Origin of the sequence: Cellulomonas humilata (genome assembly GCF_030814415.1) — a bacterium.
GTDB classification, from domain to species: Bacteria; Actinomycetota; Actinomycetes; order Actinomycetales; family Cellulomonadaceae; genus Cellulomonas; species Cellulomonas humilata_A.
Map to the genome: position 1 here is coordinate 383768 of NZ_JAUSVB010000006.1, position 19821 is coordinate 403588.

Here is a 19821-nt window from a genome sequence, read left to right on the forward strand (position 1 = left end):
CGATGCCTGGAGCGTCACTCGAGCTGGACCCTGAAGGGCAGCTGTACTGCCCGAGGTGCCGGGCGTTGACCCTCGACGTCGCGGGGATCGACCAGGTGAACGGCATGCCGTGGGTGAACCACGCCCTCGTGTGCAGCACGTGCGGTGTGACATCGCGGCTCGCCCTCGTCGGCGCCTTCGGCCGCACGGTGCTGCGCTGGCTCGACGACTGACGTGCTCGTCCCCGCGGCGCCGTTCGACCTCGACGCCGTTGAGGCAGCGCGATCCGGGGCCTCGCGACCCCGACAAAGCCGGCGCCGCCGCGTCTCGGCCCTAGTGAGTGCGTCCCCGCTCGGCTCGTCAGTCCGTCGCGGACGCTCCCGCTGCGCTTCCTCGCTCAGCCGGTGAGTCAGCGCCCGTGATCGTCCAGGACCCGACAGACGCATAGGTCGAGTCGGAGATCGTCTCGCCGGACCCTGGCTGGAGCGGGTAGTGCTTCACGTTCCCCGCCCAGTAGCGCAAGATCCGGCCGAGCTCCTCGAGCGGGGCGTCGGCCACCGCGCCGGCAGACAGGTCGACCTCGAGCACGAACTTCATCGCGGAACCTCCTGAGGGTGAACCCCGACGGTACGTCGGCGGACCGCGAGCCCGTCAAGAAGGGTCAGGTGACGGCGCCGAGCTGCCAGGGCACGAACTCGTCGGACCCCAGGTCGAGCTCTTCGGAGACGGTCTGCCCGCCCGAGGCGACGGCGATGATCAGCTCGAACAGCTCGTCGCCGACGGACGCGACGGTCGCGGTGCCGTCGACGATGCGTCCGGCGTTGAGGTCCATGTCCTCGGTCATCCGCAGGTAGGTGGCGGTATTCGTCGCGACCTTGATGGACGGTGTGGGCTTGCAGCCGAGGACGGACCCGCGGCCGGTGGTGAACACGACGACGGTGGCGCCGCCGGCGACGAGGCCGGTGACGGAGACGGGGTCGTACCCGGGGGTGTCCATGAAGGTGAAGCCGCGGGCGGTGACGGGTTCGGCATACTCGTAGACCTCGACCAGCTCGGCGGTGCCGCCCTTGGCGACGGCGCCGAGGGACTTCTCGAGGATGGTCGTCAGCCCGCCGGCCTTGTTGCCGGGGGAGGGGTTGTTGTCCATCGTGCCGCCGCCGGCCGCGGTGTAGCCCTTCCACCAGTCGAGCCGGTCGAGCAGCTTCTGGCCGACGGAACGCGAGACCGCCCGGCGCAGGAGCAGGTGCTCGGCACCGAAGACCTCGGGGGTCTCGGCGAGGATCGAGGTGCCGCCGCGGGCGACGAGCTGGTCGGACGCGTGGCCTAGCGCGGGGTTGGCGGTGATGCCGGAGTACCCGTCGGAGCCGCCGCAGTTGAGTCCGAGGACCAGCTCGGAGACGGGTGCGGGGGTGCGGCGCAGCGCGTCGATCGCGGGCAGCATCTTCTCGATCGCCTCGACACCGGCTCGCACGGTGCGCCGGATGCCGCCGGTCTCCTGGATGACCAGGGTGGTGACGGGCTTGTCTGCGGGCAGGTCGAGTCCGTCCAGGAGCGACTCGGCGGGGAGCATCTCGCAGCCGAGGCCGAGGACGAGCAGGCCGGCGATGTTGGGGTGGTCGGCGTAGCCGCGCAGGGTGCGCCGGGTGATCTGGGCGCCCTCGCTGGTGGGCACGAGGCCGCAGCCGGTGTCGTGGGTGAGGGCGACGACGCCGTCGACGTGCGGGTAGGCGTCCAGGACGCGGCCGCGGAACTGGTCGGCGATGAGCCGGGCGGTCGACGCGGAGCAGTTCACGGAGGTGACGATGCCGACGTAGTTGCGGGTGCCCCAGCGGCCGTCGCTGCGGGCGTATCCGTCGAAGGTGCGGACGGGGCCCGGGGGCGTCGGCAGGGTGACGCGGGCGGTGCCGAACTCGTAGGCGCGCTCGCCGTCGTCCATGCCGAGGTTGTGCGAGTGCACGTGGTCGCCGACGGCGATGTCCCGGGTGGCGCGGCCGATGGACTGGCCGTACTTGTGCACGGGCTCGCCCACAGCAACGGCCCGCACGGCGAGCTTGTGCCCGCGCGGCACGCTCTGGGTGACGACCAGGGTGTCGAGCTCGGTGCCGGACTGCAGGTCCCGCGTGGCGACGCCGACGTCGTCGTCGGGGCGCAGCACGAGAACGCAGTCGGCGAGGCGGAGCGTCATCGTCACCACTCCAGGATACCGCTTTCCCGACGTCCGCACCGGCGTGCCCACCCCGAACAGGCCTGCAACCATCGGCAAGCGCCTACCCTCCTGACCATGGCTGCTTCCGTGACCCTCAGTGACGTCGCCCGCGAGGCCGGCGTCTCGCTGGCCACCGCCTCCCGCGCGATCAACGGGAGCGCCAACCGCACGGTGCGCGCCGACCTGCGTGACCGGGTGCTCGCCGCGGCGACCCGGCTCCGGTACACCCCGGACGCGAACGCGCAGGCGATGGCGCGCGGCCGGACGACGTCGTTGGGTCTCGTGGTGCACGACATCGCGGACCCGTACTTCTCCTCGATCGCCGCGGGTGTCGCCCGCGCGGCCGACCGCGCCGGTCTGCAGGTGACCCTCGCGAGCACCCAGCACGACCCGAGCCGCGAGAGCGGGCTGGTCGACCTGCTGAAGCGGCAGCGGGCGCGCGCGATCGTCATCGCGGGTGGTCGCCTGGACGACGAGGCCACCAACGACGAGCTGCGCGCGGCCCTGGCCGACTACCGGTCGGTGGGCGGATCGGTCGCCCTCATCGGTCAGCCGATCCTGGGCGTCGACAGCATCGTGGTGGACAACGCGCAAGGCGCCGGGGACCTGGCGAAGGCCCTGCACGGCCGCGGGTACCGCCGGTTCGCGATCCTGGCCGGGCCGGCCGATCACCTGACGGCGTGCGAGCGACGCGATGCGTTCCGCGGGGCGCTCGCCGAGCTGGGCAGCCCGGTGCCGGACGACGCGGTGATCACGAGCGCGTTCACGCACGAGGGTGGCGAGGACGCGATGCGCGCCCTTCTGCGCCAGGGCGAGCTGCCCGAGCTGGTGTTCGCGGTCAACGACGTCATGGCGCTCGGCGCGCTCGCCGCCGGCCGTGAGGCCGGGATCCGGGTGCCGGAGGACGTGGCGCTCGCGGGCTTCGACGACATCTCGACCCTGCGGGACGTGGTCCCGGCGCTCACGACGGTCCGGATCCCGCTGGTCGACATCGGGATCGCCGCCACCGAGCTCGCCCTGGCCGACGCCTCCGACGAACCGCGCCTGACGCACGTCCCGACGCAGGTCGTGCTGCGCGACTCGACGCCCGGGCGCTAGCGCGCCCAGACGCCCGTCGCCGAGTCCTCGAGCCCGAGCAGGTGCGTGGCCATCCGCAGGCGTGCCCGGTCGGGGTCGCGGGCAGCGAGGGCCGCGAGGATCGCCTCGTGCTCGACGAACGCCCGGTCCTCCGCACCCTCGTCGGAGAGCCCGCGCCACAGCCGGGTCCGGGACGCCCGCCCCGCCAGGCCCCCGACGAGCGCCGCGAGGACGGGGTTGCCGGATGCCCGGGCGACCTCCTCGTGGAAGGCCAGGTCCGCGTCGACGAGCCGCTCGTGGTCGAGCGGGAGGTCGACGAGGGCGCGTGCTGTCTCGTCGAGGACGGCGCGGAGGCGGGCGAGCGCGTCGTCGTCGATGTGCAGCGCGGCGAGGCCGGCGGCCTCTGTCTCGAGGAGGCGGCGGACGCTGTGGAACGCGGCGGCGTCGTCCTGCAGCTCGGCGACGAAGCCGACGGGGGCGAGCAGCAGCGCGGGGTCGAGCGTCGTCACGTAGGTGCCGTCACCGTGCCGCGACTCGAGGATGCCGAGCGTCCCCAGCGCGTGGACGCCCTCGCGCAGGGAGCCGCGCGAGACGCCGAGGGTGGCTGCGAGCTCTTTCTCGGCAGGCAGCCGCTGCCCTGCCTCCAGCCGCCCGTCGAGGATCATCTGCTTGACCCCGTCGACGACATCATCTGAACGTGACACGGAGCGAACCTAGCGGTCGCGCGGTCAGAACGAGTCGAACGGGAGCCCGTACACCTGCGTCGCCGTACCGCCCAGCACCGCGGCGCGGTCGTCGTCGCCCAGCTGGTCCACCGTCGAGCGCAGACCGTGCCAGACCTGCGCGTAGGAGTCGCCCTCGAGGAGCGCGTACGGCCAGTCGCTGCCGAGCATGAGCCGGTCGGGTCCGAACACCTCGAGCGCGCGGTCGACGGCGGGCCGGAGGTGGTCCGGGGTCCAGCCCGCTCCGGCGGCCGTGGTCAGCCCGGACAGCTTGGCGACGACGTTCGGCATCTGCGCGACGGCGCCCAGCAGGGCGGACCAGCGGCTCCAGCCGTCCCGGTCGCCGGCCCGCAGCGCGGCGAGCGGGGGAGCGCCCAGGTGGTCGAGGACGACGGTGAGCTTGGGGTGGTTCTCGGCGAGGGTCGCGACATGCGCCAGGGCCGTGGGCGTGTGCGCGGTGAGGTCCAGGGTCAGTCGTCGCTCGGTCAGGAGGGTCAGGCTGTCGTCGACGGCGGCGTCGAGCAGCCAGTCGGGATCGCGCCCGTCGTGTCCGCGGTGGCCGATCCCGACGATCGGCTCCCGGCGCCACTTGTCCAGCTGCGTGGCGGCGTCGTCGGGGGCGTCGAGGGGGACCCACGCCACGACCCCGGCGACGCGGGGGGACGAGAGTGCCTGGAAGAGCATGAGTTCGGAGTCCGCGCGGTTGTCGGCGGCCTGCACGAGAACCACCCAGGCGACGTCCTCGTCGGCGAGCTGGTCCTCGATGTCCGGGATCCGGTACGTGTGGTGCACCCCCGCGTTCTCCGCGGTCATCCAGGGGTAGTGCACCGAGTCCGGGTTCCACACCTGGAGGTGGGCATCCACGACATTGGGCATGGACCGGACGCTAACAGTGGTCCGATGTCTGAGCGCCTTCAAGACGCCATCCCTCATCGAACCCTCATCGACTCGTCAAGTCATCGGAGGACTTGCCTCACCGGCCGACGGCGTAGCCCTGCATTCCCCGCGGGTTCGCCGCCGCCACCAGCAGCCCGTCCGACCGCACCCCCGCCGCGCTGAGCCGCCCGAGCTCCCACGGCCCGACGGTCTCCACCTGGTGTCCGCGGTCCGCGAGCGCGTCCAGGACGTCGGCCCCGAGCCGGGACTCGGCGACGAGTCCGCGGGGCGTGTGGGTGCGCGGGTAGAACGATCCGGGCACGTGCGTCGAGTGCCAGGCCGGCGCGTCGATGGACGCCTGCAGGCCGGCGCCGCCGACGAGGTGACGCAGCAAGAACGGCACCGGCCACTGGTCCTGCTGGTCGCCGCCGGGCGTGCCGAACGCGACGCCTGAGCCGTCGTCGTCGAGCAGCAGCGCGGGGCTCAACGTGGTCCGCGGGCGCCTGCCCGGGGCCAGGCTGTTGGGCAGCCCCGGCTCGAGCCAGAACATCTGCGCGCGGGTCGGCAGAGCGAACCCGAGGCCGGGGACGACCGGGCTCGACTGCAGCCAGCCGCCCGACGGCGTCGCCGACACCCGGTTGCCCCACCGGTCGACGACGTCCACGTGGCACGTGTCGCCCGGGCTCAGCCCGATCGGGGAGACGGTCGGTTCGCCGACGCCGGGCGCGGACTCTGCCCGAGCCGCCCACAGGGCCGCGGCGACGTGGGGGACGCGCCCGTCGGGCGAGCCCGGTAGGAGCCCTTCGGAGGCCTCGGAGCCGACGAGCCGCGCGCGCTCGGCCGCGTATGCGCCGGAGAGCAGGGTGTCCAGCGGGACGTCGTCGACGTCGCCGTACCAGGCCTCGCGGTCGGCGAACGCGAGCTTGGCCACCTCGACGACGGTGTGCACGAGCTCGACGGTGTCGTTGGTGCGCACGAGATCCGCGACGCCGAGCGCCTCGAGCATCGCGAGCTGTTGCAGGAGCACCGGTCCCTGCCCCCAGGCCGCGGTCTTGTGGATGGTCCGGCCGGCGAACCGCAGCGACGTCGTCGGCTCCTCGGTCGCCCGCCAGCCGGCCAGGTCCGACGCCCGCAGCAGCCCGGTGTGACGTCGGCCCGACGAGTCCTGCACGGCGACGCCCGACTGGAACGCGTCGACGGCCTCGGCGACGAAGCCCTCGTAGAACGCGTGCCGCGCAGCCTCGATCTGCGCCTCGCGCGAGCCGCTGCCCACCAGGAGGCGCTCGAACGTGTCGGCGAGCGCGGGGTTGCTGAACCGGGCGCCCGCCGTCGGGACCTCACCGTGCGGGAGGTAGACCGCGGCGGACGTCGGCCAGTGCTCGGTGAGCTGCTGCGCGACCGTCGCGATCGTGCGCGAGGCGGCGCGGACCAGCGGATAGCCGTCGCGCGCGTAGCCGATGGCCGGGGCGAGGACGTCGGCCAGTGCTCGGTGAGCTGCTGCGCGACCGTCGCGATCGTGCGCGAGGCGGCGCGGACCAGCGGATAGCCGTCGCGCGCGTAGCCGATGGCCGGGGCGAGGACGTCGGCCAGCGGGAGGGTGCCGTACCGCGCGAGCAGGTCGAGCCAGGCGCCGAACGCCCCGGGGACCACCGCGGCGAGGTGCCCGGTGCCGGGGACGAGGTCCAGGCCCAGGTCCCGGTAGGTGTCGATGGTCGCGGCGGCGGGCGCGGTGCCCTGCCCGCAGATCACGAAGGTGTGCCCGTCGTCGGCGCGGTGGCCGATGATCGGGGCGTCGCCGCCGGGGCCGTTCAGGTGTGGCTCGACGACGCTCAGCGTGAAGCCGGCGGCCACCGCGGCGTCGAACGCGTTGCCGCCGGCCTCCAGGATCCGCATCCCGACCGACGACGCGAGCCAGTGGGTGGAGGCGACCATGCCGAAGGTTCCGACGAGCTCGGGGCGGGTGGTGAACACCTCTCGATCTTGCCCCACGGCACCGTCCGAACACCGGGCGAACGGTCGGTGAACTCCGGTCGATCCGCGGCGTACGGGCGTTGACCTGCGCGGATACTCTCCGGGTGCATGCAGACCTGACGCTCCTGACCCAGCGCCTCGGCAACGCCGTCGGCGGGTACAAGGTGGCCGCCACGACCACCGTCGCCGACCTGGCCCACGCCGTCGACGTGGTCGACGCCGGGATGCCCGTGGCACGGCTCGAGCTGATCTTCCGCTCGCCGCACGTGGCCAGCGTCGCGGTGCGGGACCCGGACGACGACCGACGCATCGGGCTGGTCACGCGCACGCGGTTCACCGCGGCGATGACCGGTCGTCTCGGGTTCGGCCGCGCGGTACTTGCCCGCCGCGGGACGGACGAGCTGACCGACTGGGGCCCCATGGTGGTCCCTCCGACCGCGCCGGTCTCCGAGGTGGCCGTGCGCGCGATGCAGCGTTTCGACGAGCGCCGGTACGACGACGTCCTCGTCGCCGACGAGTCCTGGGGCGTCGTCAGCACGGCCGACCTCGTCCGGTCGCTGTCGACCCTGCTGGCGGTGCGGTCGCTGCACGACCCGCTGACCGCCCTGCCGCACCGGTCGATGGCCATGCACGAGCTCACCCGGCGGTGCGCCGAGAGCGCCGGCACCGGCGCGCGGGTGGTCGTCGTCCTGCTCGACATCGCGGGGTTCTCCCGGCTCAACTCGACGTACGGCCCGGCGGTCGGCGACATCGTCCTCGCGGGAGTCGGCGCCCGGCTGGCCGGCGGGCTGCCGGGGGGATGCCAGGCCGCACGGACGGCGGGCGACGAGTTCGCGGTCATCGCCTCGCTCCCCGGGGTGGCGTCCGACCAGCACGCCGCGGCGCTCGTCGACGGCCTGCGGCGGGACGTCCTCGCGCTGCTCGCGCAGCCGCAGGCCGGCATCGACCCGTCGGCGTGGCCGGCCTTCCACTCCGCGGCGGCGTTCTCCGGCCTCGGGTCGGCCGACGCGGAGCACCTCGTCGCGTCGGCCCAGCGTCGGCTGCGCTCTGCGAAGGAGTCCGCGTCGGTGGGCGGCGGTCTGGCCGACGAGCTGCGCGGCATCCTCACGGGCGACCTCGGGGTCTGACAGTTGCGGACTCGTCTCACCAAGTCATAGGGTCCTGCGACTGGTGTTGATACGTGTCAACGCGGGTGGGGATGCCGGCAATGTGATGAGGAGCGGGTCAATGAGGACCAGCAGACGCGTGATCGGAGCGCTCAGTGCGCTCGCGGTCGCAGTGACGACGATGGTGGCCGCGGCCGCAGGAGCACAGGCGGTGGGCCCTGACCGGCTCCCGCTGACCATCACCAACTCGAGCGGCCGCGGTGAGGCGGTCTACGTCTACGTGCTCGGCACCAACCTGAGCACGGGCCGGCTCGGCTACGTCAACGCGGGCGGCACGTTCACCGCGTGGCCCGCGGGGTCGAACCCGCCGTCGGCCGCGCCCGACGTGTCCATCGCCGGACCGGGCAACGGCGGCAGCACCACCATCCAGGTGCCGCGCGGCATCTCCGGCCGCGTGTACTTCTCGCTCGGCGAGAAGCTGAAGTTCTTCCTCACGCCGGACGGGCTCGTGCAGCCGGCGCCGTGGGCGAGCGGGGACGCCAACCACCAGATCCTGTTCGACTGGAGCGAGTTCACGTACAACGACGCCGGGCTGTGGCTGAACAGCTCGCAGGTCGACATGTTCGCCGTGCCGCACACCGTCACGGTGACCGGTGCGCAGGGCACCCGACGGTCCGGCGACCTCGTCGCCAACGGCCGCGACAACACGATCAACCAGATCGCCGCCCAGTCCGGGTGGGCGAACACCGTGGTCAAGCGCTCGGACGGCACCGTCCTGCGGGTGCTCGCCCCCGGCAAGGCGGCGGGCGCCGGCCTGATGAGCGCGACCTACCTCGACCCGTACATCGCGTCGGCGTGGAACGCGTACACCGGCAAGACGCTTACGGTCGTCCCGTTCGGCGACCAGCCCAACCTCAAGTACTTCGGCCGGACCTCGGGCACCACGATGACGTTCACCAATGGCTCCGGCCAGCAGGTCGCATCGTTCAACCGGCCCAGCAGCGCCGACGTGTGGGGCTGCGACGGGGCCCTGCACGCACCCAACGACCTCGTCGTCGGCCCCATCGCCCGCACCCTGTGCGCCGCCCTCAACCGCGGCACCCTCGGCACGGTCGACACCCAGCCCAGCACCGACGCGTCGGCGTTCTACAAGAGCAACCCGACCAACCAGTACGCGCGGGTCATCCACGCGAACATGGCCGACGGGAAGGCGTACGCGTTCGCGTTCGACGACGTCGGCAACTTCGAGTCCCTGGTGCACGACGGCTCGCCGTCCGCGGCCGGGCTGATCATCCAGCCGTTCACCGGCGGTGGCACGACGAACCCGCCGCCCACCGGCAGCGGCAGCGCGCTGGTGAACGCCAACGGCATGTGCCTCGACAACAGCGCGCAGAACACGGCCAACGGCAACAAGATCCAGATCTGGGGCTGCAACGGCACGGTCGCCCAGAAGTGGACCTTCGTGCAGGCCGGCACCACGCTGCGCGTCCAGGGCAAGTGCCTCGACATCACCGGCGGCGGCACCGCCAACGGCACCAAGGTGCAGCTGTACGACTGCAACGGCACCGGCGCGCAGGTCTGGATCCCGCAGAACGGCGGCTACTACAACCCCGCGTCGAACCGGTGCCTGGACAACCCCGCGCACTCGACGACGCCGGGCACGCAGGTCCAGATCTGGGACTGCAACGGCGCGAACGCGCAGAAGTGGAAGCTCGGCTAGACGCCGCCCTCGAAGCCCAGCTGTCGCCACGCCTCGTACGTGGCGACAGCTGCGGCGTTCGACAGGTTCATGGATCGCCGGCCGGGGAGCATCGGGATGCGCACCTGGCCGGTGATCCGGGGGTGCTCCAGCACATCGGCGGGCAGCCCGGTGGGCTCCGGTCCGAACAGGAGCACGTCGTCGGACCGGTACGCGAGGTCGGTGTGGTGCTGGGTCGCGTGGGTCGTGAAGGCGTACACCCGCCCCGGGACGGTCGCCAGCAGCGCCTCGAGGTTCTTGTGCACCACCACGTGCGCGAGGTCGTGGTAGTCGAGGCCCGCCCGGCGCAGCTTGGCCTCCGACAGGTCGAACCCGAGCGGCTCGACCAGGTGCAGCGTCGAGCCGGTGCCGGCCGCCAGCCGGATGGCGCTGCCGGTGTTGCCGGGGATGCGGGGCTCGAAGAACGCGACGTGCAGCACGGGCCGATCCTACGGATAGCGTTGTCTCATGCCTTTCCTTGCCGACGACGCCCGGTACGACTCGATGACCTACCGCCGGACCGGCCGCAGCGGGCTGGACCTGCCCGCGCTGTCGCTCGGCCTGTGGCACAACTTCGGTGACACGACCCCGCTGGACACCCAGCGTGCGGTCCTGCGCCGGGCGTTCGACCTCGGCATCACGCACATCGACCTGGCCAACAACTACGGCCCGCCGTACGGCTCCGCGGAGGAGAACTTCGGCCGCATCCTCGCATCCGACCTGCGCCCGTACCGCGACGAGCTCGTCATCTCCTCCAAGGCCGGCTACGACATGTGGCCCGGCCCGTACGGCGACGGCGGCTCGCGCAAGTACCTGCTGTCCTCCCTGGACCAGTCCCTGACGCGCATCGGCGTGGACTACGTCGACATCTTCTACTCCCACCGCCCCGACCCCTCGGTGCCGATCGAGGAGACGATGGGGGCGCTGCACACCGCCGTGACCAGCGGGAAGGCCCTGTACGCGGGCATCTCCAACTACTCGCCCGCCCAGACGCGGGTCGCGCAGCAGGTGCTCGCCGACCTGGGCACCCCGCTGCTCATCCACCAGCCCAGCTACTCGATGTTCAACCGGCACATCGAGAACGTGGCCGCCGACCAGACCGAGAGCCTGCTCGACGTCGTCGGCGAGCTGGGGATCGGCACCATCGTGTTCTCCCCGCTGGCGCAGGGTCTGCTCACCGGGCGGTACCTGTCCGGGGACGTCCCCGCCGACTCCCGCGCGGCCGTCGGCCACTTCCTCAAGCCGTCCGCCCTGTCCGAGACCTACCTGTCCCGCGCGCGAGCACTCAACGAGATCGCGGCCGACCGCGGGCAGTCGCTCGCGCAGCTGGCCCTGTCCTGGGTCCTGCGCGACGACCGCATCACCTCGGCGCTCGTCGGCGCCAGCTCGGTCGCCCAGCTCGAGGACAACGTCAAGGCCTTGAGCGCCGCGCCGCTGACGGCCGACGAGATCGCGTCGATCGACCCGCACGCGGTCGACGGCACGGGCCGCTGACCCGCCCGATCTACCAGATCCCCGCTGCCCCCGCCGCCGCCCGGCCGCCGAACTCGTCACCCGGCGCCGAACTCGTTCGTTGCAACCGACGAGTTCGGCGCGGACTGACGAGTTCGGCGCGAGGGCGGGCAGGTGTGCGCGCCGCTGCCGACGAGGTCGTGAGTTTGCGACGAGATCGTGAGTTGCAACTGACGATCTCGTCGCAAACTCACGATCGCGGGGCGGTCGGCGGTCGGCGGTCGGCGGTCGGCGGTCAGGTCGGCGGTAGGTGCTGCGTGAGCCACGTCAGCTGGCGGGCTGTGTGGTGGGCCTCGCCGCCCTCGTGGTGGTTGTACGGGTAGACCGCCATCTCCCGCGGTGCCGCGTACGCGTTGTGCGCGGCGAACGCCGTCGACGGCGGGCAGACCGTGTCGCGCAGACCTGTCGCGAACAGGGCCGGGGCGGTCGCCCGGGCGGCGTGGTGGACCCCGTCGACGTAGGCCAGGGTCCGGAGCACCTGGTCGGCGGCGCCGCGGTGGACCGCGAGGTACCGGACGATCTCGCCGTACGGGTCGGCGTCGGTGATCGCCAGGGCGCGCGGGATGTCGCAGAGGAACGGTGCGCTGACCATCACGGCGGCGAGGTCGGGCACCAGCCCGGCGACCGCGAGGGCGATCCCGCCGCCCTGGCTGTTCCCGACGACGGCCACCTGGGAGACGCCCGGCAGCGCGCGGACCGCGTCGACGGCGCGGACGGCGTCGGTGAGGACGCGGCGGTAGTAGTACGTCGCGGGGTCGAGGATGCCGCGCGTGACGAAGCCCGGGGCGGCCGGGTCGGAGCCGACGGGGTCGGGGGTGTCGCCGCCGGAGCCGTACTGACCGCCCTGGCCGCGGGTGTCCATCAGCAGGTGTGCGTACCCGGCGGAGGCCCAGGTCAGCCGCTCCTGCGGCAGCCCGCGCCCCCGTCCGTAGCCGAGGTACTCCACCACGGCGGTCAGGTCGGAGAGCACGCCGGCGGGCCGGGTGTACCAGGCGCGCACGGGGTGCCCGTCGAACCCGGCGAACGTCACGTCCCAGGTCTCGACGAGGGTCAGCCCGGTGGCCACGGGGACGACGTCGATCAGCACGTCGTCCCGGCGGGCGTCGGCGACGGTCGACACCCAGAACTCGTCGAAGTCGTCGGGTTCGGGGACGGTGGACCGGTAACGCTCGAGCTGGTCGAGCGGGAGGTCGAACAGCGCCACGGTCAGCCCACCGTCGCCGGGGGTGCGGTGCTCTCGCGGATCACCAGCTCGGTGCCCAGCTCGATGCGCGGGTTGGCCGGCGCCTCGCCGCGGGCCATGCCGAGCACCATGCGGGTGGCGGTGGCGGCCATCTCGTAGAGGGGCTGGTGGATGGTGGTGAGCGGCGGACCGATCCACTCGGTGACGGGCAGGTCGTCGTAGCCGACGACGGACAGGTCCTGCGGCACCCGCAGGCCCAGCTCGCGGGCGGCGCGAAGCACGCCGAGGGCCTGGAAGTCGGAGCCCGCGAAGATCGCCGTGGGCCGGTCGGGCCGGTCGAGCAGGTCCATGCCGTGCGTGTAGCCGCCGCCGACGAAGAAGTCGCCGTACCGGACGAGCCCGGGGTCCACCGCGACGCCGGCCTCGTCGAGCGCGGTGCGGTACCCGTCGATGCGGGCGCGGCTGCAGAGCACGTCGACCGGGCCGGAGACGACGGCGATCTTGCGGTGACCGAGGCCGAGGAGGTGACGGGTGGCCGCCAGGCCGCCCGCCCAGTTCGCGGAGCCGACGGTCGGGACGCCGGCGGGCTGCTCGCCGGCGGTGTCGACGACGACGAACGGGATCGACCGGGTCTCCAGCTGGCGGCGCTGTGCTGGGTCGAGGTCGGACAGGACGAGGATGACGCCCCGGGGGCGGCGGGCCAGCACGTCGTCGAGCCACTCCTGGCGGGGCCGGTGCGCGCCGCCCAGCTCCGAGAGCACGACGCCCAGGCGTTCGGGCCCGGCGACGGACTCGACACCCTTGATGATCTGCACGGACCAGCCGGCGTCGAGCTCGTGGAAGACGAGGTCGAGCAGGCCCGGTCCGGTCTGCGCGCGGCCCCGGCGGCGGCGGTACTGGTAGCGGTCGATGACCTCTTCGACGCGTGCGCGCGTGACCGCGGCGACGTCGGTGCGGCCGTTGAGGACCTTGGACACCGTGGGGATGGAGACGCCTGCCTCGGCGGCGATCAGGGCGATCGTCGCGGTGCTCCCAGGGACCTCGGCACCGGCCACCTCGTCGTCGGGAGCGGCGTCGGCGTCGTTGGCGCTGGTGGTCGTCATGGTGCGTGGTCCCGGTCTGCTCGTCGCAACTATCGGCCGAACGTAGCACTGACCAGGTGCTCCGCCCAGCACTGTCCGGAGATCTCATCCGCTCCCAGCAGCGCTCCGAATGAGAAACGTTTGCCAAAGTTCCCGTCCGGATTGCCAGAGTCTCGTACGGGCGCCTAACGTCCGTCACCGGCAGATATCGACAAAGCAGTCGATACTTTCGGCGCTCACAAGGCTGTGAGACGGGGAGGTGGACAGGTCAGATGACAGCGCACGACACCACACAGCGGCAGGCCCAGGTCGACGACCTCGTCGCCCGGATGACCCTCGAGGAGAAGCTCTCGCAGCTGGTCGGCCTCTGGGTCGGAGCCGATGCGGGAGGGGCCGGCGTCGCCCCGCACCAGTCCGAGATGACCGACGACGGCCTCGGCTGGTCCGAGGTCATCCGCGACGGGCTCGGCCAGCTGACCCGCCCGTACGGCTCCGCGCCGGTCGACCCCGCCGCGGGCGCGCGGTCGCTGGCCGCGTCGCAGGCGGAGGTCGTGGCAGCGAACCGGTGGGGCATCCCCGCCCTCGTGCACGAGGAGTGCCTCACGGGGTTCGCCGCCTGGGGCGCCACCGCCTACCCGGTGCCGCTGTCCTGGGGCGCGAGCTTCGATCCCGAGCTGGTCGAGGAGATGGCCGCCCGGATCGGCGCCTCGATGCGCGCGGCCGGGGTGCACCAGGGACTCGCACCCGTGCTCGACGTGACGCGCGACTACCGCTGGGGTCGCACCGAGGAGACGATCGGTGAGGACCCGTACCTCGTCGGGACTGTCGGCACCGCCTACGTCCGGGGGCTCGAGGGCGCGGGCGTCGTCGCCACCCTGAAGCACTTCGCGGGGTACTCGGCCAGCCGCGCCGGACGCAACCTGGCACCCGTCTCGATCGGTGCGCGCGAGCTCGCCGACGTGATCCTGCCCCCGTTCGAGATGGCGGTCCGCGACGGCGGCGCGCGGTCGGTCATGCACTCCTACGCCGAGCTCGACGGCGTGCCGTCCGCGGCCGACAGCACCCTGCTCACCACGGTCCTGCGCGACCGCTGGGGGTTCACCGGCACGGTCGTCGCTGACTACTTCGGCATCCGGTTCCTGCAGACGCTGCACGGCGTCGCAGGGACCGAGGGCGAGGCGGCCGCGCTGGCGCTCGCGGCCGGGGTCGACGTGGAGCTGCCCAACGTGCACTGCTACGGCGAGCCGCTGCGGGACGCGCTGGCCCGCGGCGACGTCGACGAGGTGCTGGTGGACCGCGCGCTGCGGCGCGTCCTGGCGCAGAAGGCCGAGCTCGGCCTGCTCGACGCCGACTGGTCGCCCGTCGCGGACCCGGACCTGGTCCTGGACGACGAGGAGAGCCGGGACGTGGCGCTCCGCCTGGCCCGCGAGGCGATCGTCCTGCTGGCCAACCCGGGACAGGTCCTCCCGCTGCGGCCCGACGCGCGGGTCGCCCTCGTGGGCCCCCTCGCCGACGACCCGATGGCGATGCTCGGCTGCTACTCGTTCCCCGCGCACGTCGGCGTGCACCACCCGGAGCACGGGCTCGGCATCGAGATCCCGACGGTTCTCGACGCGCTGCGTGGCGCGCACGAGAACGTCACCTACGCCCGCGGCTGCGGCGTCACCGACCCCGACCGCACGGGGTTCGACGCGGCCGTCGCCGCCGCCCGGGACGCCGACGTGTGCGTCGTCGCGGTCGGCGACCGAGCGGGGCTGTTCGGCCGCGGCACGTCGGGCGAGGGCTGCGACGCCACCGACCTGCACCTACCGGGCGTCCAGGCCGACCTGGTCCGGGCGCTGCTGGACACGGGGACCCCGGTCGTGCTGGTGCTGCTGACCGGGCGGCCGTACGCGATCGGGGCGCTCGCCGACGACGCCGCCGCGGTCGTGCAGGCGTTCTTCCCTGGCCAGCTCGGCGGGCAGGGGCTCGCGGAGGTGCTCACGGGCGCGGTGTCGCCGTCGGGTCGCCTGCCGGTCAGCATCCCCGCGGACGCCTCCGGGCAGCCCGGCACCTACCTGTCCGCGCCGCTGGGCCGGCGCTCGGGCGTCTCGTCGGTGGACCCGACGGCGGCGTTCCCGTTCGGCCACGGCCTGTCCTACACGGCGTTCTCGTGGTCGGCCCGCGCCACCAGCGACGAGTGGGCGGTCGACGGTGACGCCCAGGTCGAGGTCCTCGTCACCAACACGGGGGAACGGTCCGGCGCCGACGTCGTGCAGCTCTACCTGCACGACCCGGTGGCCCAGGTGACCCGGCCCGTCGTGCGCCTCGTCGGCTATGCCCGCGTGGAGCTCGAGCCCGGGGAGTCGGCGCTCGTCACGTTCACCGTCCCCGCCGACGTCACCGCGTTCACCGGCAGGTTCGGTGCGCGGATCGTCGAGCCGGGCGACGTCGAGCTGCGGGTCGCGCGGTCGAGCGCCGACGACAGCGACGCGCTCGCGCTCCGTCTCGTCGGCGACCTGCGGACCGTCGACCACACCCGGCGGCTGACCACGGCGGTATCCGTCGTGCCGTTGCACGCACTGGAGGTGACGCGCGCATGAGCCTCAAGGAACCCGCCGTGGCCGAGCCGCTGTCGCCCATCGCGCCGGCGCTCGACCCCACGAAGAAGAAGTCGCGCAAGCCGCGCAAGCAGACCTGGCTCGCGCACGACGGCTCGATCATCCCCGCCGCGCACCAGACCTGGCGGACCGCGCTGCGCAAGGACTGGCGGCTCTACTCGTTCCTGGTCCTGCCGCTGCTCTTCCTGCTCATCTTCCGGTACGTGCCGATCCTCGGAAACGTCGTCGCGTTCCGCCGGTTCCGCCCCGGCGGCAGCATGTTCGGCGACGAGTGGGTGGGCCTCTACTACGTCCGGATGTTCATCAACGACCAGCAGTTCTGGCACGCCTTCACCAACACGGTGATCCTCGGGTTCCTCACGCTCCTGGTCGTGTTCCCGCTGCCGATCATCCTGGCGCTGATGCTCAACGAGGTCCGGTCGCGCCGGTTCAAGCGCAGCGTCCAGACCATCTCCTACCTGCCGCACTTCATGTCCGTCGTCATCGTCGCGGGCATCGTCTTCCAGCTCACCAGCGTCAACGGCACGGTCAACCAGATCATCGAGGCGGCCGGCGGGCAGGCGATCACCTTCATGCAGGAGCCGTCCTGGTTCCGGACGATCTACCTGACGTCCGAGGTCTGGCAGACGGTCGGCTGGGGCACGATCCTTTACCTCGCGGCGCTCACGACGATCGACGAGCAGCTCTACGAGGCGGCCCGGATCGACGGCGCCAACCGGTGGCAGCAGACGTGGCACATCACCCTGCCGGGTATCCGCCCCACCATGATCGTGCTGCTCATCCTCAACATCGGGACGTTCATGGCGGTGGGCTTCGAGAAGATCCTGCTGCTGTCCAACCCGCTGATCTACTCCACGGCCGACGTCATCTCCACGTACCTGTACCGCGTCGGGATCGTGTCCAACTCCATCAGCTACGCGACGGCGATCGGCCTGTTCGAGGCGATCATCGGCGTGACGCTGATCCTGTCGGCCAACGCGATCTCCCGGAAGACCGTGGGGGCGAGCCTGTGGTGACCGACCTTGCCCTCCCGAAGAGCACCGGCGTCAAGGACAGCACCGGCTACCGGGCCTTCCGCTGGGTCAACGCGGCGGTCCTGATCATCGTCGCCGCCCTCGTCCTGTACCCGTTCGTCAACATCGTCGCCCAGGCGTTCAGCTCCGAGGGCTACATCAACTCGGGACAGGTCAACCTGATCCCGCGCGGGTTCAACCTCACCACGTTCCAGGTGGTGTTCGGGGACTCGATGTTCTGGCGCAACTACCGCAACACCCTCGAGTACACCGTGGTCGCCACGGCCATCGCGATGGCCCTGACCACCACGTACGCCTACGCCCTGTCCAAGCACCACCTCAAGGGGCGCAAGTTCTTCATCGGCGTCGCCGTCGCCACCATGTTCTTCAACGGCGGTCTGATCCCGAACTACATCCTCATCAGCCAGCTCGGGTTCCGGAACACCCTCTGGGCGATCGTCCTGCCCAACGCCATCAGCATCTTCAACCTGCTGGTGATGAAGTCGTTCTTCGAGAACTTCCCGAGCGAGCTCGAGGAGGCCGCCTCGATCGACGGCATGAGCACCTACGGCGTCTTCTTCAAGGTGGTGCTCCCGCTGAGCAAGGCCGTGGTGGCGACGATGCTGCTGTTCTACGCGGTCTCGTTCTGGAACGGCTGGTTCGGCGCCTTCCTCTACATGGACGACCCGAACCTCTACCCGGTGACCGTCTACCTGCGGAACCTCATGGCCGGTGTCACCGGGGGCACCTCGATCCAGGGCGGCGGCACGGACAACCTCACCCAGATCGGCGCCAACGTGCAGTCCGTGACCATGCTCCTCACGGTCCTGCCCATCATCTGCCTCTACCCGTTCCTCCAGAGGTACTTCGTGTCGGGCGTGATGCTCGGCGCGGTGAAGCAGTAATCCCACCCCTCCACATCTCTCTCAACGAGGAGAACCCATGAGGACCACCAGGAAGCGCGTCGGGGCGGCGGCGTCCGTCGCGGTGCTGGCGCTCACGCTCACCGCGGCGTGCTCGTCGGGCGGCGACGCGGCCGACGAGCCGTCGGCCAGCAGCAGCGGCATCCCCGACGCCCAGCGCGTCGGCGCCATGGACGACTTCGCCGTCGGCACGGAGTTCGTCGCGACGGAGCCGATCGAGCTCGGCGTGCTGTACCGCGACCACCCGAACTACCCGCTCAACGAGGACTGGCTGTTCTTCTCGCACCTCGCGGAGAACAACAAGGTCAGCTTCGACCTGACCAGCGCGCCGCTGTCGGACTGGGACGCCAAGAAGTCGCTGATCATCAGCGCGGGCGACGCCCCGGACCTCATCCCCGTGACCTACCCCGGCCAGGAGACGCAGTTCGTGTCCGGTGGCGCGCTGCTGCCGATCAGCGACTTCGTGCAGTACATGCCGAACTTCCAGCAGCGGATCGAGGACTGGCAGCTCCAGCCGTACATCGACAACCTCAAGCAGGCCGACGGCAAGTACTACATGCTCCCCGGCCTGTACGAGTCGCCCCAGCCGCAGTACTCCATCGCGATCCGCCAGGACGTGTGGGAGAAGGCGGGGATCACCGAGGACCCGCAGACGTGGGACGACCTGCGTGACGACCTCGAGACGATCAAGGACGCGAACCCCGGCGTCTGGCCGATGTCCGACCGCTGGTCCACGACGAACAACAGCCCGCTCGGCGCGACGCTGAACCTGGCGGCTCCGAACTTCGGCACGGTCGCCGGCTGGGGCTTCGGCAACGGGCTGGTGTTCGACGAGGACTCCGAGACGTTCTCCTACGCGGCGTCGGGCGACGGCTACAAGGAGCTCGTCTCGTACTTCGCGTCGCTCGTCGAGGACGGCCTGCTCGACCCCGAGTCGGTCACGCAGGACGACGACACCGCCAAGCAGAAGTTCGGCAGCGGCCAGTCCTTGGCGATCTCGGGCAACACCCAGGAGATCACCAGCTACTCCAAGACGTTCACCGACGCGGGCAACACCGACGCCCAGGTGCACCTGATCCGGGTGCCCGAGGGCCCCGCGGGTGACAACGTCGCCTCCGGCAGCCGCGTCGCGTCGGGCTTCATGATCTCGTCCGAGGCGGCCGAGAAGCCGTACTTCCTGGCGCTCCTGCAGTTCGTGGACTGGCTGTACTACTCCGACGGCGGTCTCGAGTACGCCAAGTACGGCGTCGAGGGCACCACGTTCACCAAGGACGGCGACACCCGCGCGCTCGCGGCCGATGTCGACTGGAACGGCGTCAACCCGGCGGGGACCAAGAAGCTGAACGCCGACCTCGGGTTCAGCAACGGCGTGTGGATGCTGGCCAACGGCACGACGGACGATCTGATCCGCGGCCTGAACACCGAGGCCACGAACGAGTTCATCGACGTCATGGCGGACAAGACCGAGCTGCCGCTGGTCCCGTCCGCACCCCTGGACGAGATGCAGCAGGAGCAGATCACGCTCTGGCAGGCCGCGCTCAACGACTCGGTCACGCAGAACACGGCCGCGTTCATCCTCGGCCAGCGGCCGATGTCCGAGTGGGATGACTGGCAGACCGAGCTCAAGGGGCTCAACGTCGACCAGTACGTCGACACGTTCAACCAGGCGCTCGCCGCCAAGGGCTGAGCACCGTCCGGGCCGGCCCCCCCCCCCCCCCCGGGCGCCCCCCGGGGGGGGGGGGGGGGCCCCCCCCCCCCCGGGGGGGGGGGCAACAAACCCCGCCCAGGGGGGGCCGACGGGTTGGGCGGGGGCAAACACCCGGTGGCCCACGC

The 19821-nt window shown here is 71.8% G+C and carries 16 protein-coding genes and 1 pseudogene; 9 read left to right on the plus strand and 8 right to left on the minus strand.

Annotated elements, in window-relative coordinates:
* Positions 1 to 65 precede the first annotated feature (65 nt).
* Positions 66 to 212 carry a hypothetical protein gene (locus J2X26_RS20415; protein ID WP_307494540.1) on the plus strand — a complete coding sequence of 49 codons (147 nt, stop codon included), beginning with the start codon at positions 66 to 68 and terminating at the stop codon, positions 210 to 212.
* A 127-nt stretch (positions 213 to 339) separates the two neighbouring features.
* Here J2X26_RS20415 and J2X26_RS20420 read toward each other — a convergent pair whose 3' ends face one another.
* Together J2X26_RS20420 and J2X26_RS20425 are read right to left on the minus strand one after the other, a co-directional pair.
* Entirely contained in the window at positions 340 to 576 is a 237-nt protein-coding gene (locus tag J2X26_RS20420) for a hypothetical protein (RefSeq protein WP_307494541.1), read from the minus strand.
* 64 nt (positions 577 to 640) lie between these two features.
* Complete coding sequence (locus J2X26_RS20425) at positions 641 to 2164, minus strand: UxaA family hydrolase (RefSeq protein ID WP_307494567.1); 1524 nt, start codon at positions 2162 to 2164, stop codon at positions 641 to 643.
* A gap of 96 nt (positions 2165 to 2260) precedes the next feature.
* On the opposite strand from J2X26_RS20425, the gene J2X26_RS20430 reads away from it, so the two are divergent.
* Entirely contained in the window at positions 2261 to 3283 is a 1023-nt protein-coding gene (locus J2X26_RS20430) for a LacI family DNA-binding transcriptional regulator (RefSeq protein ID WP_307494542.1), read from the plus strand.
* On the opposite strand, the gene J2X26_RS20435 is transcribed toward J2X26_RS20430, so the two are convergent.
* The 3 genes and pseudogenes from J2X26_RS20435 to J2X26_RS20445 form a co-directional block, all read right to left on the minus strand.
* Positions 3280 to 3966 (minus strand): FadR/GntR family transcriptional regulator, encoded by a 687-nt coding sequence (locus J2X26_RS20435; RefSeq protein ID WP_307494543.1) that lies wholly within the window; start codon positions 3964 to 3966, stop codon positions 3280 to 3282. The two genes, J2X26_RS20430 and J2X26_RS20435, sit on opposite strands and share 4 nt — an antisense overlap.
* Before the next feature lie 24 nt (positions 3967 to 3990).
* The gene (locus J2X26_RS20440; protein ID WP_307494544.1) at positions 3991 to 4860 is read right to left on the minus strand and encodes an amidohydrolase family protein; all 870 of its coding nucleotides are present in this window, start codon (positions 4858 to 4860) and stop codon (positions 3991 to 3993) included.
* A 97-nt stretch (positions 4861 to 4957) separates the two neighbouring features.
* Positions 4958 to 6792 (minus strand): annotated as a pseudogene (locus J2X26_RS20445) (gamma-glutamyltransferase family protein).
* 143 nt (positions 6793 to 6935) lie between these two features.
* On the opposite strand from J2X26_RS20445, the gene J2X26_RS20455 reads away from it, so the two are divergent.
* Both J2X26_RS20455 and J2X26_RS20460 read left to right on the plus strand, forming a co-directional pair.
* Positions 6936 to 7958: a GGDEF domain-containing protein gene (locus tag J2X26_RS20455; RefSeq protein WP_307494545.1), complete on the plus strand. Its 1023-nt coding sequence runs from the start codon at positions 6936 to 6938 to the stop codon at positions 7956 to 7958.
* A 100-nt stretch (positions 7959 to 8058) separates the two neighbouring features.
* Positions 8059 to 9657, plus strand: coding sequence for a beta-1,3-glucanase family protein (locus J2X26_RS20460; protein WP_307494546.1), 1599 nt, complete (start codon positions 8059 to 8061; stop codon positions 9655 to 9657).
* Here the strand turns inward: J2X26_RS20460 and J2X26_RS20465 are convergent.
* Positions 9654 to 10115 (minus strand): tRNA (cytidine(34)-2'-O)-methyltransferase, encoded by a 462-nt coding sequence (locus J2X26_RS20465; protein WP_307494547.1) that lies wholly within the window; start codon positions 10113 to 10115, stop codon positions 9654 to 9656. The genes J2X26_RS20460 and J2X26_RS20465 overlap by 4 nt on opposite strands.
* A 28-nt stretch (positions 10116 to 10143) precedes the next feature.
* On the opposite strand from J2X26_RS20465, the gene mgrA reads away from it, so the two are divergent.
* Entirely contained in the window at positions 10144 to 11169 is a 1026-nt protein-coding gene (gene mgrA / locus J2X26_RS20470) for an L-glyceraldehyde 3-phosphate reductase (protein WP_307494548.1), read from the plus strand.
* Between the two features lie 253 nt (positions 11170 to 11422).
* Here mgrA and J2X26_RS20475 read toward each other — a convergent pair whose 3' ends face one another.
* Together J2X26_RS20475 and J2X26_RS20480 are read right to left on the minus strand one after the other, a co-directional pair.
* Positions 11423 to 12391 carry an acetylxylan esterase gene (locus J2X26_RS20475; protein WP_307494549.1) on the minus strand — a complete coding sequence of 323 codons (969 nt, stop codon included), beginning with the start codon at positions 12389 to 12391 and terminating at the stop codon, positions 11423 to 11425.
* Positions 12392 to 12393: 2 nt separating this feature from the next.
* Positions 12394 to 13473 (minus strand): LacI family DNA-binding transcriptional regulator, encoded by a 1080-nt coding sequence (locus J2X26_RS20480; RefSeq protein WP_307494550.1) that lies wholly within the window; start codon positions 13471 to 13473, stop codon positions 12394 to 12396.
* Positions 13474 to 13724: 251 nt separating this feature from the next.
* Here J2X26_RS20480 and J2X26_RS20485 point away from each other — a divergent pair, with 251 nt between their 5' ends.
* The 4 genes from J2X26_RS20485 to J2X26_RS20500 are packed head-to-tail and all read left to right on the plus strand — an operon-like array spanning position 13725 to position 19675.
* Positions 13725 to 16034, plus strand: a complete 2310-nt coding sequence (locus tag J2X26_RS20485; protein WP_307494551.1) for a glycoside hydrolase family 3 N-terminal domain-containing protein — start codon at positions 13725 to 13727, stop codon at positions 16032 to 16034.
* A complete protein-coding gene (locus J2X26_RS20490; RefSeq protein WP_307494552.1) occupies positions 16031 to 17068 on the plus strand; it encodes an ABC transporter permease in 1038 nt (345 codons plus the stop codon). Before J2X26_RS20485 ends, J2X26_RS20490 begins: the two co-directional genes overlap by 4 nt.
* Positions 17062 to 17970: a carbohydrate ABC transporter permease gene (locus tag J2X26_RS20495; protein ID WP_439897879.1), complete on the plus strand. Its 909-nt coding sequence runs from the start codon at positions 17062 to 17064 to the stop codon at positions 17968 to 17970. Before J2X26_RS20490 ends, J2X26_RS20495 begins: the two co-directional genes overlap by 7 nt.
* Positions 17971 to 18007: 37 nt before the next feature.
* Positions 18008 to 19675: an ABC transporter substrate-binding protein gene (locus tag J2X26_RS20500; RefSeq protein ID WP_307494554.1), complete on the plus strand. Its 1668-nt coding sequence runs from the start codon at positions 18008 to 18010 to the stop codon at positions 19673 to 19675.
* Positions 19676 to 19821: the final 146 nt, after the last annotated feature.

Bases quoted from the DNA above. Each gene is read 5' to 3' on its own strand.
- J2X26_RS20440 (WP_307494544.1), bottom strand. From the start codon at position 4,860: ATGCCCAATGTCGTGGATGCCCACCTCCAGGTGTGGAACCCGGACTCG.
- J2X26_RS20420 (WP_307494541.1), bottom strand. From the start codon at position 576: ATGAAGTTCGTGCTCGAGGTCGACCTGTCTGCCGGCGCGGTGGCCGAC.
- J2X26_RS20425 (WP_307494567.1), bottom strand. From the start codon at position 2,164: ATGACGCTCCGCCTCGCCGACTGCGTTCTCGTGCTGCGCCCCGACGAC.
- J2X26_RS20490 (WP_307494552.1), top strand. From the start codon at position 16,031: ATGAGCCTCAAGGAACCCGCCGTGGCCGAGCCGCTGTCGCCCATCGCG.
- J2X26_RS20485 (WP_307494551.1), top strand. From the start codon at position 13,725: ATGACAGCGCACGACACCACACAGCGGCAGGCCCAGGTCGACGACCTC.
- mgrA (WP_307494548.1), top strand. From the start codon at position 10,144: ATGCCTTTCCTTGCCGACGACGCCCGGTACGACTCGATGACCTACCGC.
- J2X26_RS20430 (WP_307494542.1), top strand. From the start codon at position 2,261: ATGGCTGCTTCCGTGACCCTCAGTGACGTCGCCCGCGAGGCCGGCGTC.
- J2X26_RS20460 (WP_307494546.1), top strand. From the start codon at position 8,059: ATGAGGACCAGCAGACGCGTGATCGGAGCGCTCAGTGCGCTCGCGGTC.
- J2X26_RS20480 (WP_307494550.1), bottom strand. From the start codon at position 13,473: ATGACGACCACCAGCGCCAACGACGCCGACGCCGCTCCCGACGACGAG.
- J2X26_RS20500 (WP_307494554.1), top strand. From the start codon at position 18,008: ATGAGGACCACCAGGAAGCGCGTCGGGGCGGCGGCGTCCGTCGCGGTG.